The organism is Sporosarcina sp. P12(2017) (genome assembly GCF_002743035.1).
GTDB classification, from domain to species: Bacteria; Bacillota; Bacilli; order Bacillales_A; family Planococcaceae; genus Sporosarcina; species Sporosarcina ureae.
Map to the genome: position 1 here is coordinate 25928 of NZ_PDYL01000004.1, position 23501 is coordinate 49428.

Consider the following 23501-nt stretch of genomic DNA (forward strand, 5'->3'; position numbering starts at 1 on the left):
TTGCTCATGAGGTTGAAACGCACTTGACCTTAACTAAGTTCAAAGACAACTGTAATGACACACAATTGTTAGTGAGTAATCTGCGTCGTTGCACTTTAAAGTTAGGATTGAAGTGGAAGATAGCGGCGACTTCCGATGGACCAACGAGAGCCGTAGCTAAGGAGAGCTTTTGCGAGTAAAGTCGAAGCGTTAGGAGCTTGCGCTTTGCTTTCCTAAACTACATTTGGTAAGCCACGCCTATCGGAAAGTGTTCTCTGCTGGAGGTGCAATCCCCTCGTCGATACTAGCTCCCTATTCTCCGCTAAGACTTGAATGCTGACCTTATTCATCGTACGATGAGAAAGAAACTATTCATTCAGAAAGCAGGTTACATATGAAGAAAACGATCTTATTACTAATGTCCGTTCAGTTCTTCGTTTACCTTGGCTTCGGCATCATCATTCCCATTTTACCTGAGGTTATCCTCGCCGAAGGTTTTTCGGAAGTACATGTCGGTGGCTTGCTAACGATTTATGCCTTGTCTTCGTTTTTCACTGCACCATTATGGGGCGCGCTATCTGACCGCACTGGCAGAAAGAAGTTAATTATGATCGGGCTGCTTGGCTTCAGCGTCAGCTTCTTTTTATTCGCGGCATTCATGCACCACATTGTATTGCTCTATGTTTCACGCGTAGTAGGTGGTATCTTCTCAGGTGCGCTGTATACGGCCGTAACTGGTTTTGTTGCTGATATCACGACAGAGGAAAATCGAAATAAGTATATGGGTCTGCTCGGTATGTCAATTGGTCTTGGCTTCATTTTCGGCCCAGCCATTGGCGGCATTCTGGGTGGTGTTCATTTACAATTACCATTCATCGCTTCTGGGACTTTAACAGTATTATTAACAGTATACGCTATGATTATTTTGAAAGAGCCTAATCGTCATAGTGAAGGAAATAAACGGGCGATTATTCCGAAAGGCGCCTCTACATTGTGGACGTATCGTATTCGTTATTTATTTATCACTTCATTCATAATCACATTTTTACTTGCCGGTGTAGAAGCGACATTCCAACTCTTCCAAATCGATAAAATTCAAATTACACCATTGCAACTTGGGTATTTGTTTATGGCTAGCGGTCTCGTAGATGCAGCAATTCAAGGCGGTGTAGTACGACGGGTGAAAAACGGTACCGAAACTTCGTGGATTATCGTTGCGCAGGTCGTTACGGCAATTGGCCTCATACTCATTCCATTTTCCACAAGCTTACTATGGGCAGGTTTTGCGATGAGCGTATTCACTGCTGGTAACGCACTCGTCCGGACCGTACTCGTATCTCTCACAACTAAAGAATCAGGTGGTATGTATGGCACCGCAGCAGGTCTCTCATACTCGATGGATAATATGGGGCGTATTATTGGTCCCTTGTTATTTACATGGGTATTCACAATGCAAGCAGGTAATATGTACTTTGTTTCCGCTATCATAGCGTTACTATCCATAGGGCTGGTATTTATTTTCCGGAAATCCTCTCGCTCTCTGCAAAACATACCAGATGCAATTGCTTGAAATAAAGCAAAAAATACTTCACCTTCCTTTATATATATAGGTTATTATTAGCAACTCCGCTATAGTAAAGGAATAGTATATATCCTACGGGAGGAAGCATATGACGCAAGTAATTAGTTTGATTATCACAAGCACGTTGATTATTAACATATTTCTCGCGATTGCTTTGATATTTTTAGAGCGTCGGGATCCTACAAGTACTTGGGCATGGTTGCTTGTGCTGTTTTTTATTCCTATTTTAGGTTTCATTATCTATCTATTACTCGGTCGGCAATTACGTCAAAAACACTTATTCCGCTGGGAAGGTAGAAATAAGATCGGTATTGAGAAACTGATTAATTATCAGCTCGAGGCCATAGAAAACGAGACGTTTGAGTTTCTAAAAAATGACACAGAAGAATATGATGATATGATTTATTTGCATTTACGCAATAATCATTCCGTACTAACACAAGATAATGATGTGCAAGTTTACACGGACGGACGCGATAAATTTGACGCATTGCTTGAAGACTTGGAACACGCTCGTGATCATATCCATATTCAGTATTATATATTCCGACTAGACGGTATAGGAAAGCAGATTGAAGAGATTCTAATCAATAAAGCAAAATCAGGTGTGAAAGTACGGATGCTGTTTGACGATATTGGTTCACGTGGTTTGCATGTGAAAAACTTTCATAAATTGATGGAGAGCGGTGGTGAAGTAGCTGCCTTCTTCCCCGCCTTGCTACCATTAATCAATCCTCGCTTAAATTACCGAAACCATCGGAAAATCGTCATTATCGACGGGCGAATTGGTTACATCGGAGGATTTAACGTCGGGGATGAATATTTGGGGCTCAGCAAAAAGTTCGGATACTGGCGCGACACCCATCTCCGAATCGAAGGAAGTGCGGTTCATCCATTACAGACTCGTTTTATACTCGATTGGAATCAAGCATCACCTAAAACGAATATTCAATACAATGAACGATTCTTCCCAGCCATTCCTCGCAAAGGAGATGTCGGCTTGCAAATTGTATCTAGCGGACCTGATTCCGAGTGGGAAGATATTAAAGATGGCTATTTGAAAATGATATTTCTGGCAAAAGACTACATCTATATTCAGACGCCTTATTTTATTCCAGATACAAGTATGTTGGACGCGCTTCGGATCGCATGTCTATCAGGCGTAGACGTACGAATAATGATTCCCAATAAACCGGATCATATGTTCGTTTACTGGGCAACCTATTCGAACGTCGGCATTCTATTAAAAGCTGGTGCAAGAGTATACATTTATGAAAATGGTTTCATCCATGCCAAGCAAATTGTAGTGGATGATCAAGTATCATCTGTTGGAACAGCGAATATAGACGTTCGTAGTTTCCGCTTGAATTTCGAAGTGAATGCTTTTATCTATGATCGAGAAAAATCACATGAGTTGGCAGAAATTTTTGAGCAAGATATCCAAAGCTCAACCGAGCTAACACTGGATGCTTATTTGGAACGTGAACGATTGATTAAAGTAAAGGAATCCATCTCTCGCTTACTTTCACCCATCTTATAGACCAAAACGGCCGGCAGAAGATTTATCTTCTGTCGACCGTTTTTATCGTACACCTAAATACTCTTCTAAAGTAATATTTTGTTTAAATATGTGTTCTGCCTTATCTTTTCCTACATAACGATAATGCCAAGATTCATGCATATACCCAGTCTTATCTTCTTTTCCTTCAGGGTAACGAAGGATAAATCCGTATTGATGGGCATTGGCAGCAAGCCACTTAGCTGCTTCAGTATCACCGAATGAATTCGACGCCCAATGTTTTTCATGATTAACTTCGCCGATATCAAATGCAAGACCAGTTTGATGCTCTGAGTAACCAGGACGCGCACTATAACGATCAGCCGCTTCTTGCCCGTCTCTTTCCACGTATCGGTTATATAAGGTGACTTGATAGTCGTACGAACGATACGTACTGAATGCTTGCAAATTAATGCCCGATGTAACGGCCGATGCTGCTAATTCATTGAACGCTTCTCTCGCTTCTTCGCTTTCTCCAGGTGCATAGTCCTCCGGCAAAGGGTATTGTTTATTGACTAGCAATATACCTTGAATAAGCTTCGGTTCTTCAGGTAATTTTTGTCCTTTTATATAGCTAGTAGGATTAGAAGGTTTCACTGAATTTGGCGGCACTGCTTTCCCTTGAGACTTTTCTTCTTGTACTGTCTCTTCCTCCTGTTCGTCTTCAATTAATGGTTTTTCTACCTCTCGAAGTCGCTCTTCACTTGAAACGTCAGATGAGGATGTGTTTTCTTCACTACGTTCTGTTGTATCCGCACTATCTGAATCCGAAGGCTTTTCTATTTCTTCAAAGTCAGCAGTCGGGTCTGCTTCATTTCGAATAGTGTCAACGGCCTTTTGCATACTCCACCCGTTCGTTCCGATCCATATCACACTGCCCACAAGGATAATAAAGAGTAGAACAATAACTCCATCTATCCATTTATTATTCCGTCTGCGCTTTCTGGCAAACGATTCATCCTTTTTATTTCTCATGCTATACCCTGCTTTCTTTCTGACTCGCTTATTATATTGCTACTCTCTTTTATATACATTTTACGTTCTGTTTTAAACTACGTATTCTAGTGTATCACCATTTTTCTTTTACGTCTGTTTATGCTAGTATTTACGTAACTTAAGATTCAGTCATTATTGTGAGGTCTTGCATTTGAATAATCAACGTTGGCTCTCGATGAGCTTTTTCGTATTTTTCTTTACATGGGGCATCTTCTTACCTTATTGGACAGGTTGGTTGACTTCATCAAAAGGTCTATCCGTGACACAGGCTAGCATCATAATGGGTGTTGGTATGATCGCTAGGTCTTTTTCAACGTTTTTTCTATTTCCGTACGCTACACGAAAAATATCACTTCTGCGCGTTATACGTTGGACTACTTTTTTATCCTTCATTCTCGCGCTTGCTTATATTCCGGAAAGTTCCTTTGGGATCCTATTTGTATTGACGGTTTTATTCAGTGCCATATATCCTATCATTCTCCCAAGCGCTGAGAGTGGCGCTTCATTATTGATGCAACATGAGCGAATCCATTATGGTAAGAGTCGCTCATTCGGTTCAATCGGCTACACTGTCGCCTTACTATTGATCGGTACGGTAACGGCAATCTGGAATGAACAAGCGATTTTGTATATAATGATTATCGGTCTCGGTGTGGGATTGATATTTTTCTTCCAATCTGCTCCAGCCGTGTTACAACAGCACCCCGTTACAGGTTCGGTTGCCCAAAAGGGTCAATTGCGGGCTTTGTTTGCGAATAAACCTTTTGTCATCGTGCTATGTATTGCGATATTACTTCAAGGCTCGCATGCTTCTTATTATAACTATGGTTTTATTTTTTTGGATGAGATGGAAATCAACGGTTTTTATGTCGGGGTGATCCTTAATATCGCTGTACTGTTTGAAATCATATTTTTCACGCAGGCAGACCGGTTGCTTTCAGGAGCCAAAACGTCGACTCTATTCATAGTAGCGGCAACCGGTTCTACCATTCGTTGGATTTCCATCTTCCTCTTCCCTATAACTAGTGTATTTATCGTAACACAGATTCTCCACTCCCTATCTTTCGGCATGGCACATTTTGCATTCATTCAATACATATCAAAAAGTGTACCACATCATCTCATTTCTTCTGCGCAAGGTGTCTATGCAGCAGTAGCGTTGAGTTTGAGCACTGCACTTCTGACATTCCCTGCTGGATATTTATACGACCAGTCCCCGCGCTTGGCATTTTTAAGTATGGCGGTTTGTTCCACTGGTGCACTAATTTTACTTTTTTGGACAAAGCAGCTTATTTCTCACGAAATCGAAAAAAAGAAAGGCCGCTAATTCCAGAGCGGCCTTTCTTTTTGTTAAAACAGTAAGATGTACGCTAATGCTCCAAGTGAACCTACCCCGAAAAATAATGCCATCCAAAGCATCCATTTCGCTTCACGCATCAGACCTTGATTTCTATACATAATAGTTCGTGCGGCATTAGTAAAGGTAAACATGATCAGCATGAACAGAATGGCGAATTCTAAATTTAACTTGATGATAAAATACAACGCTGCTGCTGCAGAAGCTGTAATTGCCAAGCCCATGATCCATTTCAATTTCATGTGACTCTTCCTCTCCATTGTTGGCAACAAAAAAAGCTGGTATGCACCAGCTTTCTCAGTACCTTACTTTTCTTCCGCGACTGGTGGTTCAACATGTTTAAAGTAAAATTTACGTCCAAGATACGTTTGGAAGATTAACAGTAATCCTCCCACTGCCCAATACAGTGGCAAAGCAGCCATTACAGTATACGAAATGAACATAATCATAATAGGTGACATGTAAATGAATAACTTCATCTGTTTCTGTTGCTGTTCAGGCATTGTCCACAATGACACGCGCGCTTGGACAAAGTATACAGCTCCGGCTACTAACATCATAATAATATCCGGTTCACCGAGTTTAAACCATAAGAATTCATGATCTTTCACTTCAGGTGGTGCATAAAGGATAGCAAAGTACAAGCCCATAATGATTGGCATTTGAATTACAAGCGGTAAACAACCCATATTTAATGGATTGACACCATGTTTAGAATACAGTCCCATCATTTCCTGCTGCAACTTCATTTGCTCTTCTTTATCCTGAGATTCCTTCGATGCTTTCATACGCTTTTGGATATCTTCCATTTCTGGTCGCAATCCATCCATCTTTACCTTCATCTCTTGTTGAGATTTATAGTTTTTTAACATCAACGGCATCAAAACTATACGAATCGCTACAGTTATCAGTACGATCGCAAAACCATAATTACCATTAAAAGCTTCTCCTAGATAATGAAGTAGCCAATCCATCGGTTTTACAAAGGTACTGTAGAAAATACCTGTTTTGTTTTCCACACCGGAACAACCGCTCAAAAACACAGCAGTAATTGCCAATAAACTCACGAGCCCTATTCTTTTCTTCAATGGTTTCACCTACGCTATCTCAAACTAAAGAAAAGTATACAGCAAACAGCGATAAATTTACAGCGAATCACCTTTTTTTATAGTAAAACGAAAGTAATTTCCGTCCAAATCCTTCTGAAAGCGTCGAGGTGTTAAGCCCGTATACTTTTTAAACACACGTGTAAAGTAACTTTGGTTACAGAAATGAAATCTCTCTGCAATTTCTGCAATTTTTAAATTAGAAAAACGTAAATAAAATTGTATTTCTTCTATTTTCCGAATGGTAATATATTCCACCAACGTAACAGATGTATGTTCTCGGAATATGCGAGAAAGGTGGCTAGTACTAACATTGAACTGTTTGGCAATTTCTTCAACGATTAATGGCTTTTCAACGTTTTCATTTATGTACTGAATCACTTCATTGACCGTTTCATGTGAAAGGGAAGGTTTTACTTTTCCCTTGAGGATATAGTAGTAGAACTCGACTAATTCATCTCCGATTTCCTTTACGTTTTCTGTATGTAAATTGGTATGGATCATTTCTATACAAGCTACATTAAATCTCAAGGCATTTTCTTCAGTACAAATAGATGCTTTCTGTAATCGTCTTGTCATGATGGAAGAGAGGGTAATGAAATAGTATTTTATGACTTCGAATGAGTATCTAGGTTTATACTCATACAAAACTCCCTGAATTTCCTTAAGCGTAGAGCGTGCGCTACCTAGCTCCAAATTAAAGATCTGTAGGAGAAATTGTTGCTCCAGGTAAAAAAACAACTTCGCTCGCTCTGTATTTCCCTCTTTGTCAATAACACTGATCAAGTCCAAACTAGAGGCTTCTGTTATCTTGCCAGTCATGAGTATCCCTCCACTCATTCTATATATATGACTACGCAAGACGCATTACTATATGTACATTATTTTACCTTATTCCCCAGGATTATCTACCCCTTATGTATTTAACGCTATATATATATTAAAGCGCCCCTTAAAAAGAGGCGCTTTTAGTATTTTATTGTGTTTAGATTTAGTTAGATTTATTGTCTTTTTCCGCTTCCTTAGTTGTTTCGTCCTTGTTATATAGTGGCTTATTATCGCTCTTGTCTTCATTTTTCTTATAAAGGCCATCTTTTTCAACAGCCTTTTTATCTGGATCCTGTACTGCTTGGTTATAATAATGAACACTTGTCTGTGCTCCCTCGGATACCATGTTGTTATCTCGTAAATCTGTCGGATCTGAATGTCCTACTTTTTCAGTCGCTTGGTCAACTAATTTATTGTTATTAACAAATGTGTCTACCTTTTCCTTCAACACACCTACTGTTTCCATTGCCTTATCTCGATTTTCTTTTTTGCTAAAGAAAGCGTAAGCTCCTGCAGCAAGTGTCGCAAATAATAAACCATTTGATTTTTTAGCCATATTTACCATCCTCCGTCGTAATGTAATTGTAGCGTTTTTCTATCTACTGCTTAATATACCCCGTAGTCTTACTTTCAAACGTTTTCAGTTCAGTTAGTTACTTAGTAATTGTTAATTTAAATGTACTATTTTATTTACTGTTTATGCTTAATGCATACTTTACTACTTTTCAATCGCCTACGTAGTAATTTTCGTTTTCGGCGCATAGTAGTTTTGCAAAGTGTATTTTGTTATACTATGTAGAAAGAGAACTAGAGGTGAGATCACTATGATTCGTAAAATGACAGTAGAAGATATTCAAGATGTTCAAGAGATTGCCCTTACTGCTTGGCAGCATACATTTTCAAAACATATACCCGCAGACGTGATCGAGACATTTATCGAGCGAACCTATTCTGATTTAATGTTGAAGAAACAACTGGAAAAAACAATGGTTTTACTTGCGTTAGATGAGCAAGAAAATCCTGTAGGATATTTAAGCTATACACCGATTGATGTGGATGGCGAAAGTGAAGTAACGGCACTTCATATGCTCCCAACACATCTGAACTGCGGATACGAAGATGCGTTATTGAAAGCAGCATTGGCTACGTTGCAGGATGCCGTAAACGTGGATGTTTATGTAGACCAGAATGATATGACGCTCCAAGACTTCTATGCAAAACAAGGATTTAGTTTTGTAGAATCGTTCTCCGAGTTGTTCGAAGGCATTTCCGTAAATACTCTTCATTATACATTGCCTATTACACAGCATGCACATACATGAAATAAAAAGCCAGAATTGTACTTACACCGTTAATCAAGTAGATTATTTTGTGTAATATAGTGTGAATACCGATCTACTAGCAAAGACCCTTTTCTTTAGGAAAAGGGTCTTTGCGTGTTTACAGCTATTTAGCTCATCCAATTGGACTGCGTTGAAATGTACTCATCAGGTGAAGGTCCTGGAGCCATTGGCGGCTTCTTTGTGAAGCAAAGGATGGCTGCAATGTAGAGTAAGATGGATGCCAAGGATAGGATTCCACCTAGCAGGCCGGCAATGATGAATAATATACCGGCAGTTTTTGGACTCTTATTGTTCCAAACTTTTACTAGACCAATAATATTCAATACCAAGCCTATGAAAGCTACAGCAACCAAGATCCAAATGATAGTCGAAAAAGAGCCCATGAACGACATGAACATGTCTATTTCTTCTGTGTTTAATACACCCTCACTTACAATGCCTTCACGGAATTCATCCATGAACGTTGGATCCGTACTTGCCATATTCCAAATGAATGCTACGAGGGCGGAACCGATCACACCAAGCGCCAATAAAATGGCTGATATGATTCCAAGCACACGCTCTGCTGTACGATTAATCATTCCACGTCATCCTCTTCTGCTAGTTTATTTCTCTATTACCTATACGCAAGGAGTTGAGAAAAGTTTCAAAAAGTGATGTGGAACATCTAGAACGTACCCGTTCCATCATACGACTTATGCTTTTACATCGTTATAATCATCACTTCGGTCGAACGCATTCACTACATATGAACAGACCGCTTTCATCTTTAATCCTTTTTCACGTGCATTTTCAGCTGCTTGGTCAAGTAGCTTTTTTGCGACTCCTTGGCCACGCAACGAATCGTCTGTATAGGTATGTGTCATCGTCATGACCCCATTTTCTTCAGTCCACTCGATTTCTGCCTTTACATCTCCCGCCACTTTATACTGATACGCATACTTCGTTCCACCTAGATCAACAAGCTCAAAATCCATTCCTTCGCGCTGTTCTGTGTCTTTGTTTTCACCCATGCATATCTCTCCTTTATAGTTATACTTCTAAACTATAACGTACCACAATGACTACTTAACTAAACAAAGATTTAAGTGAATCTGCCATATTTCTGAAAAACTCTTTTACCTTTTCCCAGAAACTTGGATCTATATCGCCTAATTTTTCTTTAATTTTCGATGCCATGTCGGACAGTTGTTCATTAAGCTTCGTGAAATCAATATCCAGTTTCGAGATCCGATCCATTAGGTCAATTAACAATTGACGATCTGCTTCATTTAACTCTATATTGAATTTTTGCAATTGATCATGGACGATCTGTTCTACGTCTTCCTTTGTCGCAGGCTTTTGTTCAGAGATCTGTTTTTTGATTTCTGTCAGCAATTTAGCTACTTCGTCTTGATCAACGCCTGCTTTTTCTGAAAGCCTCGTTGCCAGACTCAATTCATCATTTGCTACATCCGTACGCTCGGTATCGAGAACCTCTCCCGACACTTCATACGCTTTGTAGATTCCAACGAGAGCTGAGTGACCTGTTACTTTCTTGGGTGCCGCCACTTCAACGACGGCGTCTTCAATACCTGCTGTCATCATAGCAGTTGCATACATGTCCGCCGTAACTTGTGTGATATGATCCGGTGTCACAATATTGATGACAAGACCTTCACCTTCTTCTTGTCTAGTGATTTTAGCCGAAGAATACATTCGGGCATTTCGGTCGCCGCCAGGGATATATTTGATTAAATCATTGCCGTCTACTGATAGCTCTTCCACTTCAGCTTCCTCAGCTACTTTTAGACTTTCTTTCACACTCGCTTTTTCACTATCCGATAAATTTGAACCATATACTACAATCGGAACTCCAAGCTTTTCATTGATGACTTCATCTGCTGATACTGCAGATGGCGCTATAATTGCAACCATCATCATAAAAGCCAATAGAGAGGCTAATCCTTTTTTCATACAGTCACTCCTCCTTGTTCTATATGTATAGATACGTTGAGGTTCATAGAAAAGTTGCGTTTATTATAATATAAGAGTTGTCCAACCGTCTTGTTGTGTAATTCTCCGTTCTCTCATCAACGTGCCAAGTGCCCGTTTGAAAGCGCCCTTACTCATCTGGAACATTTCATCAATTTCTTCAGGAGTGGATTTATCAGTAAACGGCATTTTACCGCCTGACTGTTCTAAATAGGCTAAAATCTGTTCGCCATCTGACTGTAAACGATCTTGCTTTCTTGGCAATAACGAGCCGTTCATCGTGCCGTCATCATGGACTTCAATGATACGAACATCTACTTCTTCACCCAATCTTGGCTCTGCTTTACGCTCTGTTTCGTGGACGAAAATACGTTGGATGTCTTCAGTCAATAAAAATGTACCGATGGGTAGCAGGCGATACGCTCTTGCTTTGACATTCTGATTGTACATATCTGTTTCCGCCATTGTATAGTGCTCCTGGATTCTTTCTTCAATCACTAGACGTCCGAACAAGTTGCCGCCTGGATCTGAACGAAGCGTCATATACAGCTCATCGCCTGGTTGCGGCCATAATTCTTTAATTTGTGGGAAGTCCGCCCGATTGATCAGCACTTCAAAGGATGCGCCGATATCTACATAGGCCCCTTCACTTCTTTCCAAACGTATCACTTTTGCCCAGCCGAATGAATGAACGGTTACTGACGGTATTTGTGCAGTGCCTGTCAGCTCACCCCTTCTATTGATGTAAAGAAAAACTTCGATTGTCGATTGTTCTTGTGCATCCGGTGCTTCAGATTCATTCATATAGATTTCTTCTCCGGCAGCGTCCAATACAAAGCGTGACCCTTCTTTGCGAAGAATTTCAAGTGTTGCGAGTGTACCTGGTTGTAATAATGTCATATAAGATAATCCTTTCTAGAGTGCTTTACTTTTTAATTTTTTTACGAATTCAGGATCAGACTCAAGCGTCTCCACTAGATCAGTAATACGATCCATCGCATTCCAACTTAGGTGATGTTCAATCCCTTCTACGTCTCCGTAGATATTTTCTTCTTCCACACCAATGATACGCAGAAATTGCTCTAGTAATTCATGGCGATGCACAAGTTTTTTACCAAAACGCAAACCACGGTCTGTTAATGCCAACCCCCGGTATCGCTCATAGTGCACATAGCCTTCACGATCCAGACGCTGAGCCATTTTAGTTACAGATGAAGGAAGCACAGAAAGTGCCTCTGCCACGTCGGACACACGCGCTTCACCTCTCGCTTCTAATTGTAAATAAATTTGTTCAATATAATCTTCCATACTCGGTGTAGCCAAACTATCGCCTCCTCATTTGACAGTCAACATCTACGAATTACTATCTTTAAAGTTTAAGATTTGAAAGCATGGGTAAATTACTTACATAGCAGATAATAATGAAAAGGAGTTGATTCGCTATGGGTCGTATATTATGGCTTGTTATTGTAGTTCTAATAGCATTATGGGTAATTGGTTTAGTAGCAAATATTGGCGGTGGCTTAATCCACACACTTTTAGTAATTGCCGGCATTATCTTTGTCATTCAATTAATAACTGGTAGACGTTCGATATAGTGAAAACTAGTTTATATTGCTCCTTTTGTAATTAGGTAACGATCGCATACACACATGTGTTGCGTAAGTCTTGCCCATTCGCAGAAGGAGCATTTTTACGTAAAATCCCTTCCAGTTCAAAACTTGTTCGTTTTGCAACTGCACGACCTTTACTGTGATTCTCGTCACAAAGAAATTCTACCCGCGTAGCCGATAGATCTGTAAATGCAAACTTCACAAGCTCTTTGATCGCTTCTGTCATATAGCCTTCGCCTTCAAACTTCGTGTCCAGCCAATACTCTACTTCAAATTTACGAATGTTCCAATCGATACGATGGAAACCAGCGCAACCAATAAATTCACCTGTTTCTTTTAAAAACAGATGAAAGTTCAAAGATTTTCTGCCGATGAATTCCGAAACTGATTGACGAACATATTCTTCTGTTGATTCGATTGTTATTTCCTTCTGCGCCCATCCAGTCCACTTTCGCAACGTAGGCATTGAATGTGATACCGCACCCCAAACATCCATCGAGTCATTTAATTCAGGCGCTCGAATATGTAGCCGTTCAGATTGTAGCTGCTCTTTGAAACCAGGTATGCTCTTTACATAACGTTCCCGATCTTCCCAGTGCACAGGCGTTGTCGTACCCGCCTCATAATCTTCTCTCGTCATTCCATATGTTACCGCATCATAATACGTATTTTCTTTTGGAAGGAACCACGCTTGGCGCAAATGCGCTTCCTTTACAAAACCAGCTCGCTCGAAAGCTTTACGCATGGCTGCATTGTCGTGACGCGTATGTCCTTCTATACGAATTTTATGCTCCGGTAATTCAAACACGTATTGCGTAAGTTTTTTTAGCGCCCGCGAACCATAACCATAACCCCTGAAATCATCGGCAATCCGCAAGTCAAATAATGGGACATCTTCTTGTAAATCATAGACTTTTACGATTCCCACTTTTTCGTTTTCACTATTCTCGATCCAGAACGTCTTTACATCATCCGATGCATAACCGCCTTCTTCAATCGACTTTTCAAGCAATTCGCGACCTGGCTGACTACTATCGTGATAAGGCCATGAGTTTGTCGTCATAAACTGAATAAGCAAATCTTGTTCTTCTATCGTCCATTCTTGTAAGCGCATTAAAACTCCTCCATCATGTCTGCCTGTATGCAAGCGCCTCACGTGATATTACATCTTTTGCTGTGCTTCAATTGCATGTTCGTATGCAATTTTCACTAAGTCCGCAACATGTTCGTCTGCTAAAGAGTAGTATACCATTTTGCCACGTCTTTCTGATTTAGCTAATGAATGATCCCGCAAGTAACGTAGATGATGGGAAGCGGTAGCGGATGAAGATTGAATCACTGCCGCTACATCACAGACGCACATTTCCGATTCCAATGTTAGTGAATAAGCAATTCGTAAACGTGTTTCATCAGCCAATGCTTTGAATATTTGTACCATCTCCGTTACATCAGGAAGCTCTTTCCGAATTTTACGAACTACATCTTCGTGCACTATTGTTACTTCACAAGCATCTTGATTTACCACTTTCTCACCCCATTCATTCGACTATAGATTACGGTAATTATATAGATAAGAAGTTGAAAAATCAATTGACTCTAATGTTCATTTGAATCAACCATTGCTACATTTTATCTGTAGGTTTCCCGTGAATTTTTTCATATAATTCATCTTCCGTAGAAATATCGGCTAGCTTCACTTTCGATCGATAAGCAGCACGGATAATCACATGGCCAGCAACTGGTGCTGTCAAAAAAACAAAGCCAATACCGAGAAGCAACCGTACACTGATAAAGTTTTCGGTGAATAGAAAATAGAGGAACGCGCCGGATAGTGTCAATAATACTGCTAGTGTCGAACTTTTCGTCGCAGCGTGTGACCGAGTGTAGACATCCGGTAAGCGGATTAATCCAAAGACACTCAAGATACTTGCAATAGCACCTGTCAAAATTAATAAAGCTCCTACAAATTCACCAATCTCGCTTACGTTCAACTATTTTCCCCCTCTCGATAAATTTGGAAAATGCGATCGTCCCAATAAAAGAAAGAATACCAAGAATCAAGATCGCTTCCAAAAATGCTTTTGTATTTAAAATCACCGACACGACGGCAATTGTAGCGATTAAATTTACTCCGATTACATCGAGTGCCACGACACGATCTGGAAGCGAAGGACCTAGGATAATTCGGATGACGGCCACCAAAATAGTCAATGCGAATAGTATGACCGATATTGTCAGCATACCTGCTATCATCGTGTCACCTCCATGATCGCTTTCTCAAAATTCTTCAATTGCTTAATCAATCCGTCGCGCGATTCTTCGACGTCCATTGCGTGAATATATAGCTCATTGCCCTCAGCGGATACTTCCATCACGACCGATCCTGGTGTTAAGGTAAGTAGCATAGACAGCATGGTCACTTCCACATCACTCGTCAAGATAGTCTCGTATTTAAAGATTCCCGGCTTGATACGCAGTGTAGGCCGCACGATTTGGGAGATGACCACAATGCTCGACTGCGTCAGTTCCCTGATAAAGATTAACAAGAGCTTGCAGGAAGCATATACTCTGCGTAAATAGAAATGCGTATCGAAAAAACGGCTCATGACAAATATAATGCCGAGTCCGACTAAAAATCCCATGAAAAATGTTGTGAATAATAGTTCATCTTCATCAATCAGTGTCATCCATAAAAAGGCGATGAATAAATTCAGCAGAAGCTGTAATGGCATGTCGTCTCTCCCTCCCTATTCTAAATCGTCGCCTATCACAGCGCGTATATACTGTTTGGGATCTGCTAATGTATCTGCTGCATCCTGAATATAAGGTGACAGCAGTTCTGCACCTATACCTAATCCAACTATGAGTACCGCAAGCAATACGAGTGGAAATCCGATTTTCTTTTGAAATGGCTCCTGATCATCTTCACTAATTATCGTTTCTCCCCAAAAACTATTGAGGAAAACACGAAGAAGTGAATATAATACGCCAATACTTGATAAAAACGACACAGCGAGCAACACGTAAGATCCCGTCTCAATTGCACCTAACCCTATATATACTTTTCCAATAAATCCGCTGAATGGCGGAATTCCGGCAATTGCAAGCATCGTCAAGAAAAATAACCAACCGACTAGCGGATAGTTTCGGATCAGGCCGCTGATCTCATTGAACTTCGAACGTCCCGTCAAATATACGACAGTCCCTGCCAATAGAAACAGCAATGCCTTACTAATCATGTCGTGAATCAAATAATAGCTCGCACCTTGGAAAGCAATATTCGTAGCAATTGCCAGACCTGTCAACACAAAGCCAACGGAAATGATGACATTATACGAGACAATCTGACGTATATCTGAATAGGCTATAGCTCCGAGACAACCCGCAACCATTGTGACAATGGCTAGCACGCCAATGATTTTATAAATAACTGGATCATGTATAAATATTAATGTAAACATGCGATACAGCGCATAAATACCGACTTTCGTCAGTAATGCGCCAAACAATGCAGCGACCGCAGTAGGTGGTGCTGAATAAGAACCTGGCAACCAGAAATAAAGTAGTAAGCCCGCTTTCAAACTAAAGACAATCAAGAAAATAATTGCGATCAACGTCAGTAGCGGTCCTTGTCCCGTTTCTGCTACACGTACAGCGATATGTGCCATGTTTAACGTACCCAGTACACCGTATATATACGCGATGCCCAATAAAAAGAACCAAGATGCTAATACATTAATTAATACATACGTAATACCTTCCTTTAACTGTGTTTTGCGTCCTCCAAGAGTCAGCAGCACATAGGAAGCTAGTAACATGACTTCAAAACAAACAAATAGGTTAAATAAATCGCCAGTCAGAAATGAACCATTGACTCCTGCTACTAAAAACAGGAAGAATGGATAGAAGAACATCGTCTCTGTCTCAATCCCTGTCGTAGCGAATGCATATAGCAAAATAATACTGGAAACGGCGCATGCAACCAGTACTAGTAACATCGCGAATGAATCGCCCACAAACAAAATACCGTGCGGTGGTAACCAATCTCCAAAGTCTAAGCGCATGATGCCATTTAGATGAATGTGATGGAGACAATAAGCAGCTACAGCAGCAGAAGCCATCGTCGTCAGTACACTAAGCACACGCTGCACGCGAATATATGGACGTAAGAATACTAAAATCACACCTACCAAAACAGGCAGGATCATAGGCAATACCAATATATTATTCATCTTGTCGCCCTCGCAATCTAGGTCCACGGCTAGACTCTTGGTACACACGGTAAGATAATACGATTAAAAATGCCGTCACCGCGAAGCTGATGACAATCGCCGTCAGAATAAGTGCTTGCGGGAGGGCGTCTGTATATTCCGCAGCTGTCTCCGTAAGCAAAGGCACATCGCCTTTTTTCAATCCGCCCATCGTCAATAATAATAAATGAATGGCATGCGACAGGATTGCTGTCCCTAAAATAATTCGCAACATCTCTTTTGATAAGAGTAAATAAACGCCTACTGCCACTAGCACACCAACCAGAAGGGTAATTAATGTCTCCATTATTCCACATCCTCACTGATTCCCAAAATAATCGTCACGACAACACCGAGGACAGTCAGTGCGACTCCTGCTTCGAAAATCGTCATCGTTCCAAGTTCTGTTTCACCAAAAACCGGTAAATCTACAAGCCAAGTCGTCTGTGAAAGAAAGGACTCACCAAACAATATTGACAACATTCCGGTACCTACCGCAAGCAACACGCCAAGTGCCGCCACGCGCTTAAAATCAAACGGCGTTCCCCGGTGAACCGTTTCTATGTCATAAACTAAATACAATAATACAAACGCAGAAGAGAGTACAAGTCCGCCAATGAAGCCGCCCCCCGGATTATTATGTCCCGATATAAACAGCTCCACACCAAACGTCAAGATGATGAAAAACACAATCTTCGTCACCGTCTGTAAGATCACATCATTTTTCTTCAGAGTGATCCACTCCCTTCTTGCGACGCAGCTTGACTAATGAATAGACGCCAAGACCTGCGATGAACAATACCAATACTTCAAGCATCGTATCGAATGCACGGAAGTCACCGAGTATTGTATTTACTACATTCAAACCGCCTGCCAGCCGTGACGCTGTCTCATAATAGATAGAAATAGACGGATACATGGAATGGCCTTGCACGAGCAAAGCGATAACGGTAACAGCCACCCCGGATGCAACCGCGATCAGTCCATTGCGTATTCGCATAGAAACGGACTTATACTCGTTTTTCCACTCCGGTAAATAGTAGAAGCACAGTAAAAACAGCACCGTTGTAACCGTCTCGACAATTATTTGCGTCAACGCCAGATCCGGCGCACGGAATACGACAAATAGAATGGCGATTGAATAGCCCAGTACTCCATTAAGAATAATGGCAGTAATCCTAGATTTAGCAAATAAGATCGCTACACTGGAACACATCATCACGAATATAATAATACTTTCATTGATCTCAATTACGGCATCATCTGAGAAGTCGAAAATGAACTGCTGGAAACCTAGCAAGCCTATTCCGACAAGCGCAATGAAAAACAACATGATATACGCAACATAATCTCGTACCGATCCGGTCATATATGTTTTCGTCACAACAGAAGCTACACGTTCTATTCGCTGTAACAATGCATTATATAAGCGATCAAGCGTCCATTGTAAAAAGCCTACACTGTAAATCCATTTCCAGTAACGCAATAAACCATATAATAAGATTCCCATGATAATTACACCGATGGTCATGAAGATTGGCATCTCCCAACCATGCCACACGTGTATTTCCGGTACTAGTCCAGGCATCCCCTCAAATAGCGGATATACCGCATTCATTGCTGGCCCTAAAATATACGTACCGAGCAGATTCGGGAAGATGAAAATAAGTACAACTAGACTACCAAGTACCATAGGTGAGATTAACATTTGAATCGGCGCTTCATGAGCAGGTCGTTGTCCAGGAGCCGGTGCGTGTACTTTACCGAAAAACGTCTGAAACACGATGATCATACAATAAATGAATGTGAATATACTGCCGATCCACGCGATAATTGGGAACAATAAGACCAACGAATCCATTGATAAAAGATTGGCTTCTTTTAATGATAGCATTGCTTCAAAAAATAATTCTTTACTTAAGAAGCCGTTGAATGGCGGCAGTCCTGCCATGGAAAAACTGCCAATCAGTGCAATGGTAAATGTGATAGGCATGATCGTTGCCAAGCCACCAAGTCGTTTAATATTACGTGTTCCTAGCTCGTGATCTAAAATACCGACGACCATAAATAAAGATCCTTTAAAGGTAGAATGGTTAATCAAATGAAATAATGCAGCGAATGTAGCGGCGGTAAATAACGCAATCTGTGTACTTTCAGAAGAAGCAAATGCTAATGAGCCGATACCAAGCAGGCTCATGATCATTCCCAGTTGACTCACTGTAGAGAACGCGAGCAACGCTTTCAAATCCGTTTGCTTCACCGCGTTAACCGATCCCCACAACATCGTCAGTAACCCTACACAAGATACGACATAAAACCATGTGATATCACCTGCGAAGACTGGGGTAAACCGCGCAACTAAATAAATACCCGCTTTAACCATCGTGGCGGAGTGTAAGTAGGCACTAACAGGCGTAGGTGCTTCCATTGCGTCAGGTAGCCAAATATGGAATGGAAACTGTGCAGACTTAGTGAACGCGCCAATCAAAACAAGCAACATGGCAGGTATGAACAGTGAATCCGCTGCAATCACTTCCCGCATAGAAATTAGTTCCTGTAAATTGAACGTTCCTGTTATTGTATAAAGCATTAAAAATCCAACTAACATGAAAATACCGCCTGTGACGGTAATCAACATCGATTTCTTCGCTCCGTATCTTGACTGTTTTCGGTGATACCAGAAAGCAATTAGTAAGAAGGAAGAAATACTCGTCAATTCCCAGAATACATACAGGACGATTAGGTTATCGGATAATACAACACCAAGCATAGCCCCCATGAACAATAGTAAATATGTATAAAATCGACCAATCGCTTCCCGTTCAGAAAGGTAGTAGATTGAATACAATACAACTAAACTACCGATTCCCGTGATCAGCAACGCAAAAATCATACTCAATCCATCTAAATGTGTGGAAAAATAGACATCTGCAGAAGGTATCCAAGGAAACGTATATAAATAAGACGCCCCATTCGAAAGCGAAGGAACAAGACGAATCAGTAAGATAAACAAGAACAGTGGAATGGTAATCACAAACCAGCCAATCCGTCTTCCAGTCAAAATTTTGTGTATGAACGGAACTAAACACGCGGCTATAAAAGGAATGAATATTGCTAGTAAGACGGTTATCAATCTAACACCTCCCAGAATCAATTGATTATAAGTGTCAATAGAATGCGTAGAGCCTCTTGACTGTATACAGTACGTTATGCATAATGGGACTCTAAGCGTAGAGTACAATCTCTACTCGAAAGTATACACTACTTTATCAAAAACCGCATAAAAAGCGCGGTCAGCATACTGTAAGGCCAAGTTCGTAATCCTATATAGGATGAGGTTCTCTGGCGGAATTGCAGCGGAAAGCATTCCCCTGAAGTTTGAACCAGTTAGTAATAGTTCATAGAATTCGAAGAGGTGATGAGTCATTATGGGCAAAATGAAAAGCCGTATGGACGAGGGAATTCTCGTTTGTGTGTATTACGGTCCAAATGGTGAACGTCTCATTAATAGAGGATATAAAATTGCAACCATCATGGATTGTCCGCTCTATATCTTGACCGTTGATCCTGCGCCACTCGATGATTTCGACGTGGATAAGTCTGAGTATATTGATCGTTGGAAAGAGCTTGCGGAAGAATTAGACGTGGAAGCGTTCATTATTCGCGACGATGAAAAGCGCCCAACCGCAAAAGTGATTAAAGAAGTGGCTCACCAATACGGCATTACACAAATCATCATCGGACAAACCGCGCAAAGTCGCTGGGAGGAAATAACAAAAGGCTCTTTCATGAACGTCTTGTTGAGAGAAATTCCATTTGTTGATTTCCATGTCGTGTCAGTTGATCGGGCGATAAAGAGTGAGACAGAAGGATCGTTTGAAAAAGGCGTACGCGCGTATTTAATTCCAGATGGAGATACCTTCCGTATCAACTTCACGCTTTCGAAGCACGCCCAATATGAAGGAATCTTCTTTAAAGAAATTGGGACTGACTTCAACAACGGGGTTTTTAAGTTCATGCAGAATAGTAAGATATGCCAAGTGCAAATAGAAGACGACCAAGTGCTCGACTCAAGCAAGATTCAATGCAAGATACAAAATTAACACTACGAGAGATGTCCCGGAATGGGGCATCTCTCTTTTTGTATGGATGCAAGTTCAAGATCCAAGAATTTATACAGTGGGAGTTAAGTGGTAAGTACGAGGGGAATGAAAGCGTCCCCTCCGTAGCGCCAATCCTCATCCACAACACCCTGCCAGCCTCTATATCCAACTTTTCATATCAAAAAAAGAGTTATCCCGAGAGGTCATTAAAATAATGACTTCGCAGACAACTCCTATCGCCTCTGTTATTCAGAAAGTTCTTCCCCTACAATCTTCACTTCCATCTCCAGATCAATACCGAAATTCTTCTTCACTTCCGCTTTGACCATCTCAATCGTCTGAATATAATCTGCCGCCGTGGCATTATTTTTATTGACGATGAACCCCGCGTGTTTAGTAGACACTTCTGCTCCACCAAACCCTTTACCCTGCAAGCCGCTATCTTGGATTAATTTTCCAGCGAAATAGCCAGGTGGACGTTTGAACACACTACCTGCCGATGGATATTCAAGTGGCTGTTTGGATTCACGTTGGAACGTTAAGTCGGCAACTGCCGCATCGATATCACACTGTTCACCTTGAGTGAGCCAGAATTCTGCAGATAGGACATAGTAGCCTTCTGTAGTAATAATGCTTTTACGATATCCTAGTTCTAACTCATCTTTTGAAAGCACGAAAATTTTTCCAGTAGCATCCATTACAGTCGCATGATGAATAATATCTTTAATTTCTCCACCGTACGCTCCAGCGTTCATTGCCATTGCACCGCCAATTGAACCCGGTATTCCACAAGCAAACTCCAGACCAGTTAAACAAGCTATTGCTGCTTCTTTGGAAGCGTCGATAATATTCGCTCCAGCTTCCGCTATCATTCTATTACCATCAATCTTAATATTGTTGAGGTTTGCCATATACATTACAATTCCACGAACACCACCGTCACGAACGACCATATTCGAACCGTTCCCCAGTAATAAAATCGGAATTTCATTAGTAAAAGCATAGCTAACAACCGCTTGCACTTCTTCTATTGTGCCAGGCGCCGCGACAACATCCGCTTTACCACCCAGACGTGTTTTCGTATATTTGTTTAGTGGCTCATCAAGTAATAACCAACCGCTTTGTATATTCTTTTGAAGATCTTCAAACCATCGATGTTTTGACATCTACATCAAGTCCTTTCAGTATACGTGTCCCCAGTTTTACGGAAACAATCTTATCCATCTATTAGTATGCTTGCAATCCGTTCTTTTGACAAGGTTTTTCATTTTGACTTTCAACGTTTTTTCAATTACAGTTTAGCTAACTAAATTCCCATTAGGAGGAGTGAAAGTGAATACATGGAAGGTAGATCCGAGTGCGTCCACTGTCGGCTTTTCCGTTCCACATATGATGGTATCAACTGTCACCGGAACGTTTGAAAAATTTTCAGGAGAACTACAAGGAAACATAGCCGATCTGACGAAAACCAAGATTAGTTTTCAAGTAATCGTCGCTTCAATCCAGACAAAGAATAGAGACCGTGATCTACATCTATGCTCGGTGGACTTTTTTGATGCTGAAACTTTCCCTGAAATGACATTCTCTTCTCGTGCAATTTATAACGATACAGACGGTAGATATCAAATGTCCGGAGACTTGACTGTTAAACATACGACCAAAAGAGCAATATTTTGCATCACGCCTCAAGAAGTGACTGTATTCGGAGCTACATATTTTGTTGAGGGCGAGATCAAACGAAAAGATTTCGGATTAATGTGGAATCGGGCAATCGAAGCTGGCGGTGTGATGGTTGGAGAGGTGATAGATATTAAGATGTCGGTTGTAATTTGCAAAGGTTAAAAATAACGGGAGCATCGTGAATTGACATTCGTAACGAAAGTGTCCTATTAACAATTCACTAACGTACTGTTTCAAAATAAAATAAAAAAGACTGAAGACGAAACGCCTCGTAATTCTATAGAGTGCTCTTCAGTCCTATAAAACAGCTTATTTTTTTATTATTTAGATATCACAAGTCTCATCATCACACTGCCCACCATCATTTGTACCAAGTACTTGTAACTTAGGTTTGGCCATACCCTCTTCTTCAGCTATTTTTTCAAGCGCTTCAACAAATGCTTCTGTAGGCTGCGCTCCACTTATAGCATATTTACGATTAATTACGAAGAATGGCACGCCTTGGACACCAATTTCCTGCGCTTCTTTGATATCATTTTTTACTTCATCCTCGAGATTATTACTATGAAGCATCTCTCTAGTTTTGTTTGCATCTAATCCAGCTTCTGTCGCGATCGCTACGAGTACTTCTTCCGTATCAATGCGCTCTCCCTCCACGAAGTAGCCATGCAAGAGACGCTCTGTTACTTCCTTTTCCACCCCGTGCTTCTCTGCGAATTTCGCTAGACGATGTGCATCCAGCGTATTAGAAGTTCTCATTTTATCCACTTGATAGTGAAGATCAACCGATTTTGCTTGCTCTTCTATATTATTCAGCATGTTTTTCGCTTCTGTTTTGCTGACATTGTACTTTCCTGCTAACCTTTCCACTACCGATTGGTCTGAAGCTACTGGTGTATTCGGATCTAGCTGATACGCCTTGAATATAACCTCCGGCTTTTCTTCAAGCCCTAATTGTTTCAAGGCATGCTCTAAACGTCTTTTTCCAATATAGCAAAACGGACAAACATAATCTGACCATACTTCAATTTTCATTTTTTTGCCCCACCTTTCTATTCTCTATTTTAGATTCAAGTAAAGTTGGCAACAATGTTAATGCTTGGATTATATAATTTTACAGAATGAGGTGTCG

The 23501-nt window shown here is 40.8% G+C and carries 28 protein-coding genes; 7 read left to right on the forward strand and 21 right to left on the reverse strand.

Annotation, left to right across the window (positions count from 1 at the left end; genetic code table 11):
* The first annotated feature begins 373 nt into the window (after positions 1-373).
* Both CSV80_RS04040 and cls read left to right on the forward strand, forming a co-directional pair.
* On the forward strand, positions 374-1549 hold the full coding sequence (locus tag CSV80_RS04040) for an MFS transporter (protein ID WP_099669865.1): 1176 nt from the start codon (positions 374-376) through the stop codon (positions 1547-1549).
* A gap of 100 nt (positions 1550-1649) precedes the next feature.
* Entirely contained in the window at positions 1650-3101 is a 1452-nt protein-coding gene (cls, locus tag CSV80_RS04045; RefSeq protein ID WP_099669866.1) for a cardiolipin synthase, read from the forward strand.
* Positions 3102-3143: 42 nt separating this feature from the next.
* Here the strand turns inward: cls and CSV80_RS04050 are convergent, their stop codons facing one another.
* A complete protein-coding gene (locus CSV80_RS04050) occupies positions 3144-4094 on the reverse strand; it encodes a M15 family metallopeptidase (protein ID WP_099669867.1) in 951 nt (316 codons plus the stop codon).
* A 172-nt stretch (positions 4095-4266) separates the two neighbouring features.
* Between CSV80_RS04050 and CSV80_RS04055 the strand changes: the two genes are divergently transcribed.
* On the forward strand, positions 4267-5442 hold the full coding sequence (locus tag CSV80_RS04055) for an MFS transporter (protein WP_099669868.1): 1176 nt from the start codon (positions 4267-4269) through the stop codon (positions 5440-5442).
* A gap of 23 nt (positions 5443-5465) precedes the next feature.
* On the opposite strand, the gene CSV80_RS04060 is transcribed toward CSV80_RS04055, so the two are convergent.
* The 4 genes from CSV80_RS04060 to CSV80_RS04075 all read right to left on the reverse strand — a co-directional run bounded on the left by CSV80_RS04060 (position 5466) and on the right by CSV80_RS04075 (position 7962).
* Positions 5466-5714, reverse strand: a complete 249-nt coding sequence (locus CSV80_RS04060; RefSeq protein ID WP_099669869.1) for a hypothetical protein — start codon at positions 5712-5714, stop codon at positions 5466-5468.
* 63 nt (positions 5715-5777) lie between these two features.
* A complete protein-coding gene (gene yidC, locus CSV80_RS04065) occupies positions 5778-6560 on the reverse strand; it encodes a membrane protein insertase YidC (protein ID WP_099669870.1) in 783 nt (260 codons plus the stop codon).
* A gap of 57 nt (positions 6561-6617) precedes the next feature.
* On the reverse strand, positions 6618-7400 hold the full coding sequence (locus CSV80_RS04070; protein WP_158231858.1) for a helix-turn-helix domain-containing protein: 783 nt from the start codon (positions 7398-7400) through the stop codon (positions 6618-6620).
* A gap of 169 nt (positions 7401-7569) precedes the next feature.
* The gene (locus tag CSV80_RS04075; RefSeq protein ID WP_233190851.1) at positions 7570-7962 is read right to left on the reverse strand and encodes a hypothetical protein; all 393 of its coding nucleotides are present in this window, start codon (positions 7960-7962) and stop codon (positions 7570-7572) included.
* Positions 7963-8230: 268 nt separating this feature from the next.
* On the opposite strand from CSV80_RS04075, the gene CSV80_RS04080 reads away from it, so the two are divergent.
* Positions 8231-8728: a GNAT family N-acetyltransferase gene (locus CSV80_RS04080; RefSeq protein ID WP_051210596.1), complete on the forward strand. Its 498-nt coding sequence runs from the start codon at positions 8231-8233 to the stop codon at positions 8726-8728.
* Between the two features lie 128 nt (positions 8729-8856).
* On the opposite strand, the gene CSV80_RS04085 is transcribed toward CSV80_RS04080, so the two are convergent.
* From CSV80_RS04085 to mntR, 5 genes are all read right to left on the reverse strand, one after another.
* Positions 8857-9330 carry a DUF4064 domain-containing protein gene (locus CSV80_RS04085; protein WP_099669873.1) on the reverse strand — a complete coding sequence of 158 codons (474 nt, stop codon included), beginning with the start codon at positions 9328-9330 and terminating at the stop codon, positions 8857-8859.
* Positions 9331-9444: 114 nt separating this feature from the next.
* On the reverse strand, positions 9445-9726 hold the full coding sequence (locus CSV80_RS04090; RefSeq protein WP_099669993.1) for a GNAT family N-acetyltransferase: 282 nt from the start codon (positions 9724-9726) through the stop codon (positions 9445-9447).
* Positions 9727-9817: 91 nt separating this feature from the next.
* Entirely contained in the window at positions 9818-10705 is an 888-nt protein-coding gene (locus CSV80_RS04095) for a DUF1002 domain-containing protein (protein WP_099669874.1), read from the reverse strand.
* Between the two features lie 63 nt (positions 10706-10768).
* Positions 10769-11623: a CvfB family protein gene (locus tag CSV80_RS04100; RefSeq protein ID WP_099669875.1), complete on the reverse strand. Its 855-nt coding sequence runs from the start codon at positions 11621-11623 to the stop codon at positions 10769-10771.
* Positions 11624-11638: 15 nt separating this feature from the next.
* Positions 11639-12046, reverse strand: a complete 408-nt coding sequence (gene mntR / locus CSV80_RS04105; RefSeq protein ID WP_029054749.1) for a transcriptional regulator MntR — start codon at positions 12044-12046, stop codon at positions 11639-11641.
* 119 nt (positions 12047-12165) lie between these two features.
* On the opposite strand from mntR, the gene CSV80_RS17290 reads away from it, so the two are divergent.
* Positions 12166-12321 (forward strand): lmo0937 family membrane protein, encoded by a 156-nt coding sequence (locus tag CSV80_RS17290; protein ID WP_143560424.1) that lies wholly within the window; start codon positions 12166-12168, stop codon positions 12319-12321.
* A 31-nt stretch (positions 12322-12352) separates the two neighbouring features.
* On the opposite strand, the gene CSV80_RS04110 is transcribed toward CSV80_RS17290, so the two are convergent.
* From CSV80_RS04110 to CSV80_RS04150, 9 genes are all read right to left on the reverse strand, one after another.
* Positions 12353-13450 carry a GNAT family N-acetyltransferase gene (locus CSV80_RS04110; protein WP_029054750.1) on the reverse strand — a complete coding sequence of 366 codons (1098 nt, stop codon included), beginning with the start codon at positions 13448-13450 and terminating at the stop codon, positions 12353-12355.
* 48 nt (positions 13451-13498) lie between these two features.
* A complete protein-coding gene (locus CSV80_RS04115; RefSeq protein ID WP_029054751.1) occupies positions 13499-13861 on the reverse strand; it encodes an ArsR/SmtB family transcription factor in 363 nt (120 codons plus the stop codon).
* A 97-nt stretch (positions 13862-13958) separates the two neighbouring features.
* Positions 13959-14327: a monovalent cation/H(+) antiporter subunit G gene (gene mnhG, locus CSV80_RS04120; RefSeq protein WP_099669876.1), complete on the reverse strand. Its 369-nt coding sequence runs from the start codon at positions 14325-14327 to the stop codon at positions 13959-13961.
* Positions 14305-14589, reverse strand: coding sequence for a Na(+)/H(+) antiporter subunit F1 (locus CSV80_RS04125; protein ID WP_085427379.1), 285 nt, complete (start codon positions 14587-14589; stop codon positions 14305-14307). Before CSV80_RS04125 ends, mnhG begins: the two co-directional genes overlap by 23 nt.
* The gene (locus CSV80_RS04130) at positions 14586-15068 is read right to left on the reverse strand and encodes a Na+/H+ antiporter subunit E (protein ID WP_029054754.1); all 483 of its coding nucleotides are present in this window, start codon (positions 15066-15068) and stop codon (positions 14586-14588) included. Before CSV80_RS04130 ends, CSV80_RS04125 begins: the two co-directional genes overlap by 4 nt.
* A gap of 15 nt (positions 15069-15083) precedes the next feature.
* Positions 15084-16568 (reverse strand): Na+/H+ antiporter subunit D, encoded by a 1485-nt coding sequence (locus tag CSV80_RS04135; RefSeq protein WP_099669877.1) that lies wholly within the window; start codon positions 16566-16568, stop codon positions 15084-15086.
* A complete protein-coding gene (locus tag CSV80_RS04140; protein WP_099669878.1) occupies positions 16561-16893 on the reverse strand; it encodes a Na(+)/H(+) antiporter subunit C in 333 nt (110 codons plus the stop codon). Before CSV80_RS04140 ends, CSV80_RS04135 begins: the two co-directional genes overlap by 8 nt.
* A complete protein-coding gene (locus tag CSV80_RS04145) occupies positions 16893-17318 on the reverse strand; it encodes a Na(+)/H(+) antiporter subunit B (RefSeq protein ID WP_029054757.1) in 426 nt (141 codons plus the stop codon). The genes CSV80_RS04140 and CSV80_RS04145 overlap by 1 nt, the downstream gene beginning before the upstream one ends.
* The gene (locus CSV80_RS04150) at positions 17305-19719 is read right to left on the reverse strand and encodes a Na+/H+ antiporter subunit A (protein ID WP_199083926.1); all 2415 of its coding nucleotides are present in this window, start codon (positions 19717-19719) and stop codon (positions 17305-17307) included. The genes CSV80_RS04145 and CSV80_RS04150 overlap by 14 nt, the downstream gene beginning before the upstream one ends.
* A 295-nt stretch (positions 19720-20014) precedes the next feature.
* Here CSV80_RS04150 and CSV80_RS04155 point away from each other — a divergent pair, with 295 nt between their 5' ends.
* Complete coding sequence (locus CSV80_RS04155) at positions 20015-20689, forward strand: adenine nucleotide alpha hydrolase family protein (RefSeq protein WP_099669879.1); 675 nt, start codon at positions 20015-20017, stop codon at positions 20687-20689.
* 245 nt (positions 20690-20934) lie between these two features.
* Here the strand turns inward: CSV80_RS04155 and murB are convergent, their stop codons facing one another.
* The gene (murB, locus tag CSV80_RS04160) at positions 20935-21855 is read right to left on the reverse strand and encodes a UDP-N-acetylmuramate dehydrogenase (protein ID WP_099669880.1); all 921 of its coding nucleotides are present in this window, start codon (positions 21853-21855) and stop codon (positions 20935-20937) included.
* 166 nt (positions 21856-22021) lie between these two features.
* On the opposite strand from murB, the gene CSV80_RS04165 reads away from it, so the two are divergent.
* Positions 22022-22531, forward strand: a complete 510-nt coding sequence (locus CSV80_RS04165) for a YceI family protein (RefSeq protein WP_099669881.1) — start codon at positions 22022-22024, stop codon at positions 22529-22531.
* Positions 22532-22693: 162 nt separating this feature from the next.
* On the opposite strand, the gene CSV80_RS04170 is transcribed toward CSV80_RS04165, so the two are convergent.
* Positions 22694-23404, reverse strand: a complete 711-nt coding sequence (locus tag CSV80_RS04170) for a DsbA family oxidoreductase (RefSeq protein ID WP_099669882.1) — start codon at positions 23402-23404, stop codon at positions 22694-22696.
* Positions 23405-23501 lie beyond the last annotated feature (97 nt).

What these genes read in the sequence shown, in the direction of transcription:
- CSV80_RS04040 (WP_099669865.1), top strand. Translation starts at nt 374, where the DNA reads ATGAAGAAAACGATCTTATTACTAATGTCCGTTCAGTTCTTCGTTTAC.
- cls (WP_099669866.1), top strand. Translation starts at nt 1,650, where the DNA reads ATGACGCAAGTAATTAGTTTGATTATCACAAGCACGTTGATTATTAAC.
- CSV80_RS04050 (WP_099669867.1), bottom strand. Translation starts at nt 4,094, where the DNA reads ATGAGAAATAAAAAGGATGAATCGTTTGCCAGAAAGCGCAGACGGAAT.
- CSV80_RS04060 (WP_099669869.1), bottom strand. Translation starts at nt 5,714, where the DNA reads ATGAAATTGAAATGGATCATGGGCTTGGCAATTACAGCTTCTGCAGCA.
- CSV80_RS04070 (WP_158231858.1), bottom strand. Translation starts at nt 7,400, where the DNA reads ATGACTGGCAAGATAACAGAAGCCTCTAGTTTGGACTTGATCAGTGTT.
- CSV80_RS04075 (WP_233190851.1), bottom strand. Translation starts at nt 7,962, where the DNA reads ATGGCTAAAAAATCAAATGGTTTATTATTTGCGACACTTGCTGCAGGA.
- CSV80_RS04080 (WP_051210596.1), top strand. Translation starts at nt 8,231, where the DNA reads ATGATTCGTAAAATGACAGTAGAAGATATTCAAGATGTTCAAGAGATT.
- CSV80_RS04085 (WP_099669873.1), bottom strand. Translation starts at nt 9,330, where the DNA reads ATGATTAATCGTACAGCAGAGCGTGTGCTTGGAATCATATCAGCCATT.
- CSV80_RS04090 (WP_099669993.1), bottom strand. Translation starts at nt 9,726, where the DNA reads ATGGATTTTGAGCTTGTTGATCTAGGTGGAACGAAGTATGCGTATCAG.
- CSV80_RS04095 (WP_099669874.1), bottom strand. Translation starts at nt 10,705, where the DNA reads ATGAAAAAAGGATTAGCCTCTCTATTGGCTTTTATGATGATGGTTGCA.
- CSV80_RS04100 (WP_099669875.1), bottom strand. Translation starts at nt 11,623, where the DNA reads ATGACATTATTACAACCAGGTACACTCGCAACACTTGAAATTCTTCGC.
- CSV80_RS17290 (WP_143560424.1), top strand. Translation starts at nt 12,166, where the DNA reads ATGGGTCGTATATTATGGCTTGTTATTGTAGTTCTAATAGCATTATGG.
- CSV80_RS04110 (WP_029054750.1), bottom strand. Translation starts at nt 13,450, where the DNA reads ATGCGCTTACAAGAATGGACGATAGAAGAACAAGATTTGCTTATTCAG.
- CSV80_RS04125 (WP_085427379.1), bottom strand. Translation starts at nt 14,589, where the DNA reads ATGATAGCAGGTATGCTGACAATATCGGTCATACTATTCGCATTGACT.
- CSV80_RS04130 (WP_029054754.1), bottom strand. Translation starts at nt 15,068, where the DNA reads ATGCCATTACAGCTTCTGCTGAATTTATTCATCGCCTTTTTATGGATG.
- CSV80_RS04135 (WP_099669877.1), bottom strand. Translation starts at nt 16,568, where the DNA reads ATGAATAATATATTGGTATTGCCTATGATCCTGCCTGTTTTGGTAGGT.
- CSV80_RS04140 (WP_099669878.1), bottom strand. Translation starts at nt 16,893, where the DNA reads ATGGAGACATTAATTACCCTTCTGGTTGGTGTGCTAGTGGCAGTAGGC.
- CSV80_RS04155 (WP_099669879.1), top strand. Translation starts at nt 20,015, where the DNA reads ATGGGCAAAATGAAAAGCCGTATGGACGAGGGAATTCTCGTTTGTGTG.
- murB (WP_099669880.1), bottom strand. Translation starts at nt 21,855, where the DNA reads ATGTCAAAACATCGATGGTTTGAAGATCTTCAAAAGAATATACAAAGC.
- CSV80_RS04170 (WP_099669882.1), bottom strand. Translation starts at nt 23,404, where the DNA reads ATGAAAATTGAAGTATGGTCAGATTATGTTTGTCCGTTTTGCTATATT.